The organism is Lishizhenia sp. (assembly GCF_033720595.1).
Taxonomy (GTDB): domain Bacteria; phylum Bacteroidota; class Bacteroidia; order Flavobacteriales_D; family Crocinitomicaceae; genus Lishizhenia.
The window spans coordinates 1-4762 of record NZ_JAWWCF010000202.1 but is presented as its reverse complement, the minus strand read 5'-3'; the positions used below and the strand labels follow the sequence as shown (position 1 = coordinate 4762).

The 4762-nt window shown below is 37.5% G+C and carries 4 protein-coding genes; 2 read left to right on the top strand and 2 right to left on the bottom strand.

The window, feature by feature from the left end:
- Nucleotides 1–1868: patatin-like phospholipase family protein (locus tag R3333_RS12415; protein WP_318959097.1), on the bottom strand; the 1868-nt coding region annotated here is incomplete at its 3' end.
- A 56-nt stretch (nucleotides 1869–1924) separates the two neighbouring features.
- Between R3333_RS12415 and R3333_RS12410 the strand changes: the two genes are divergently transcribed.
- Both R3333_RS12410 and R3333_RS12405 read left to right on the top strand, forming a co-directional pair.
- On the top strand, nucleotides 1925–2542 hold the full coding sequence (locus tag R3333_RS12410) for a trimeric intracellular cation channel family protein (RefSeq protein ID WP_318959096.1): 618 nt from the start codon (nucleotides 1925–1927) through the stop codon (nucleotides 2540–2542).
- Complete coding sequence (locus tag R3333_RS12405) at nucleotides 2542–3858, top strand: THUMP domain-containing class I SAM-dependent RNA methyltransferase (protein ID WP_318959095.1); 1317 nt, start codon at nucleotides 2542–2544, stop codon at nucleotides 3856–3858. Before R3333_RS12410 ends, R3333_RS12405 begins: the two co-directional genes overlap by 1 nt.
- A 126-nt stretch (nucleotides 3859–3984) precedes the next feature.
- On the opposite strand, the gene R3333_RS12400 is transcribed toward R3333_RS12405, so the two are convergent.
- Nucleotides 3985–4701, bottom strand: coding sequence for a T9SS type A sorting domain-containing protein (locus R3333_RS12400; RefSeq protein WP_318959094.1), 717 nt, complete (start codon nucleotides 4699–4701; stop codon nucleotides 3985–3987).
- Nucleotides 4702–4762: the final 61 nt, after the last annotated feature.

Sequence of the window (4762 nt, the reverse complement as noted above, 5' to 3'; positions counted from 1 at the left end):
CTAAAACCAAATTTGAACTGTTGGGTGCGGACAGGGAAATAACTTCCTTTTACTTGTAAATTGAACCAATTGTGTCTTTTTCTAAAGTCGTAATCTATAGGTGAAGTGGAACCAGAAACACTTCTTTCTTTTCCAGAAACGAAGCGTGCCTTAATGTAAAGTTGATGTCCTTCAGTGGCCCATTGTTTTCTATTTAATGAATTGGTGTTGAAAATGATTGCTGCAGACTGACCATCGAAAAATGTAACATCTGCAGTGTCTGAGCTTAAGAAATTATCGGTTTGATAGTAGTTGTCTTCTAAACTAAAGTCTCTGAAATCAAAGTCTAAAGTTCGTTTATTACTCAATGGAAAACTAAACGTAGCACCGTAATAATCTTCATTTTGAATCAGAAAGGAAGGTTTAACTTCCTCGAAAAATGTTGCAAAGTTGATGAAATAATCCCATCTGTTCCTCACGTAATATGTGGTAAATCGAAAAGGAAAACTAGCGGGGATGTCAAAGACCGTTTTGATTTTTCCTGAACCATAAAACTTTCCAAAGTAAGAGGAGGCTTGCACATTAATCCCCGTTTTACGTAATCCAGAATAGGAAACAGCCAAGTACCCAGTATTAACGGCCCTAGAGGATAGGTGGCCACCTACATCAAACCTTAAATTCTTTTCTTTTTTTACGTACAAAAAGAGTTCGTGGGTAGAGTCATTGACCTTCTTGAGCGTGGGGTATAAAAAACTTATTTGAGGAGAAGCATAAGCTCTGAAGTAACGTTTTTTAAGTAGTTCTTGATTTAAGTTTTGTTTACTGTTCGGCCCTTTCAAAGATTGAATAACATAATCTAGCGTATCTCCATTTTTATCAATGGCTACCACTTTATTAATGTTCAGTGGTGTTTGTTTACTCAAATAAGATTGTCTTTTGGATTGAAGTTGAGTCTTTGATGCTTTTCTATGTACATGCAACAGTATGCTGTCTAATTTTAATTTTGTTTCTCGGTAACCAGCATCAATGGCTTGTTTAACATTGTCGAATTCAAAGGTGTTGGTTCCCGTTTGAGGTTCTATTAATATCCCTTGTGTACAAGGTAGATCAAAGACGGTTGGCGTAACAAGCATGTTGGTGATCTGACTCACAATATCATCTTCAGTAGGCGCTGCAGCGTTGTAGGAAACATTACTACCTATAATGTAATCGACATCAAATTCTTGGTATAGTACATCTGCGGGGAAATTGTTGTAAAGTCCACCGTCAAAGTAAAGTACACTGTCTATAGTAATCGGGTTGATGTAAAAGGGATAAGTCATGGAAGCCCTTACTGCTTCATTCAAGTTTCCAGTTCGGAATACTACACTTTTTTTACTGGCGATATCTGAGGCAACGCAACGAAAAGGAATGAAAAGTGAATCGAAATCTTGCTGATGATTTGCTGAATTCAATCCTAGCGTTTCTAGCATTCTGAAATCCATTAAAGTAGGCGTTACAAAATTCGTAGGCAATGGATTTCTCAATAAACTATCTGTGTCTAAACGGAAGGTAAACATACTCGCATCTTCGCCGTCTTTACGCAGAAGAAAATCTGTATCTGTGGTGAGCTCCCCACGCGTCATTATTTGGAATTCTTCTGAGAGAACAAAAGCTTTAATTTGTTTTGGAGAATAGCCAGAAGCATACATGGCTCCGATAAAAGCACCGGCACTTGTACCCGTAATAAAATCAATAGGAATGTTGGCTTCTTCCAGAGCTTCTAGAACACCAATGTGGGCTAATCCCGTAGCTCCCCCTCCGCTCAAAACTACACCTACGCGTTGAGCCTTAGCTTGCTGGGAAATGAGTCCGCAGAAGATTAATAAAAAAACTATTAGGTGTCTCAAACAAAAATTGTGTTATTTGTACAAAAATAGAAGAAAATTTAGAGATATAGCGGAAAGTGATTTTAGATGTAATAGATCATATCGGAGTGTTTTTTTTGGCCATTAGTGGGGTGTTAACTGCCTCGGAGAAAAATATGGATTTTTTTGGTGGGTACATCATTGCCTTTATTGCTTCCTTAGGAGGGGGTACATTGCGCGATTTATTGTTAAACACCAATGTTGCTTGGATGTCATCTATGAGTTTGATTATTACCGTGATGCTGGGCGCTACCATAGGGATTTTCTTTCAGCAGGCGTTTCGAAAAATGAGAAAGACCTTTTTTGTGTTTGACACTTTGGGGATGAGTTTGTTTACAATTGCTGGGTTAGAAAAAGGTTTGGAATTCGATCAGCTTCCGTTTGTAGCACTATTACTAGGTGTGATAACCGCAACCTTCGGAGGTGTAATACGAGACGTGCTTTGTAATGATATTCCTTTGGTCTTTAGAAAGGAAGTTTATGCCACAGCTTGTATTAGTGGGGGTGGAATCTATTTGGTAGGAACCTATTTAGGATACGGAAATTCTGTGCCTTTACTGGTTATCGCGATGAGTGTCATCGTTATTATCCGTACTTTAGCGGTTTGGCGCCATTGGCACATGCCTTTGGTTAAAGATGTTTTTAATAAGAAGTAATGAAGAATTTAACAATCACAGTAAAAACGCTCTTTGGGTTAGAGCAAGTACTGAAACAAGAGATAGAGGAGTTAGGTTATAAAAATGTAAAAGAACTCAACAGAGCCGTTCAATTAGAAGGTGATTGGAAGACCGTTTATGATTTAAACTTGAACCTTCGCTGCGCGATCTCAGTTTTGGTAGAGCTAGACAGCTTTAGAATTTCTGAAGAGAAAGATATTTACAAGCGTGCGAAGCGTATTGATTGGACTTCATTATTTACAATGGACAACACCTTTGCAGTGAAAGGTGCCGTAAACTCAACTTTATTCAATCACTCTCAATTTCCTTTTCTTTTGGTGAAGGATGCTATTGCAGATGTGTTTAGAGAGAAAGAAGGGGAAAGACCTGATGTAGATTTAAGAGATCCAGATGTAATGATAGACCTTTATGTTAGAGAAAAACAAGTTACACTTTCTTTAAATACTTCAGGAGTTCCTTTATTCCAACGCGGATATAGAACAGGTACAGGTGAAGCACCTTTAAATGAGGTGGTGGCTGCAGGATTATTGAAACTATCAGGTTGGGATCAAAAATCTACCTTGATAGATCCATTCTGTGGTTCAGGAACTTTAGTGATTGAAGCTGCATTAATGGCCGCGAACATCCCTGCCAATATAAAAAGAGAATACTACGCATTCCAAGGTTTGAAAACTTATGATGAAAAAGCGTGGAAAGAGATATATGCTAAGGCCAATAAGAATTCAGTAGATTTAGGCTTTACCATTTATGGTTCTGATTTGGACGGTGAAGTAATTGTAAAGGCAAGAAGAAATGCAGGTGTTTTACCCATTGTTGCCAATGTAGATTTTAGCGTTGCGAACTTTAAAGATGTAAAAAGACCAACACCAAAAGGAATGCTCATTAGTAATCCTCCATATGGAGAACGTATGGGAGAAAACATCGAACGTATGTACGAAGAGCTTGGAGATTGGTTTAAGCAAGAACTGAAAGGTTATGATTGTTGGGTAATTTCTTCTTCAGAGGATGGATTTAAAAATTTAGGTCTGCGTCCAGATAGAAGGTTGAAACTTTACAACGGTTCTTTACCTTGTAGTTTTAGAAAGTATAGCATCTACGATGGTTCTAAAAAGGCAAAGTTTAACTCAGATGAATATAAACCGAAACCTCGAAAAGGTAAACCAGCTCCTGCTCCTAAAAAGCGTAAAGAAGAAACGGAAAATAAAGAGCAAGTGGTAACCAATAACCTTATGGATAAGATCAGAAAGATTAGAGGTGAAGGTGCTAGCAAATACGGTAAAAGAGAGGATGATTAATCCTTGTAACTATTTATAAAAGAAAATCCCTGTTCAACTGAGCAGGGATTTTTTTGTGAAAAGTGGACCATAAAAAAATCCCGATTCAAATGAATGAATCGGGATTTTTAATGTATTGCGTTAAGCTTATTTGCTAACGACTAATTTCTCTTGTTTGATTTCTCCGTTTTCGAATCTAACCGCGTAGAAGTAAACTCCGTTTTCTAAGTTAGAAATGTCAACAGTTTCAACAGTTTCTTCAACTGCAACAGTTCTTACTGCTTTACCGTTTACGTCGTAAATAACGATTTCCTCAGCTCCTTGAGAAACTTCAAAGTTAACTGAAGATGTAGCTGGGTTCGGGTATGCAGTAATTTCATTCACTACTTCTCCAATCTCAGTAGTACTTGCAGTTGATCCTGCAAACTGAACTGATGCACATGAAATGTTGTTTGTCATGTCAGTTTCAGTAATAAGGTTGTAAGAAGAATCTGAATCAGCTAATAAAGCGTATACACAGATGTCGTGAGTTCCGTTATCAGAAAGTTGACTGAAGCTAAAGAAGTCTGTAGCAACATCAAAAGACTGACCTGGAGCGATAGTAGCTTGAGAAGCTGGTCTGTTCGCGTAGTAAACTCCTTGTGTAATAATTTGGTTGTCTAAAACAATAGCAAAGAATGCCGTGTCCTCAACTACTAAGTCATCAGGACCGTTGTTTGTAATTGTAAAGTTGAAATCAAAAGCAACCCCTTGAGTAATTACATCACCATTAGCTGGAGACGTTAAAGTTGCAGAAATTTCCTTTTGTCCAAATGTTAAAGCAGCAACAGCTGAACAAGCGATTGTAAGTAAAAATTTTTTCATAGTTATTTATTTTAATTGCGATGCAAAAGTGCTCATTTTATATTAATTACCAATAACCGTT

Bases quoted from the DNA above. Each gene is read 5' to 3' on its own strand.
- R3333_RS12405 (WP_318959095.1), top strand. From the start codon at position 2,542: ATGAAGAATTTAACAATCACAGTAAAAACGCTCTTTGGGTTAGAGCAA.
- R3333_RS12400 (WP_318959094.1), bottom strand. From the start codon at position 4,701: ATGAAAAAATTTTTACTTACAATCGCTTGTTCAGCTGTTGCTGCTTTA.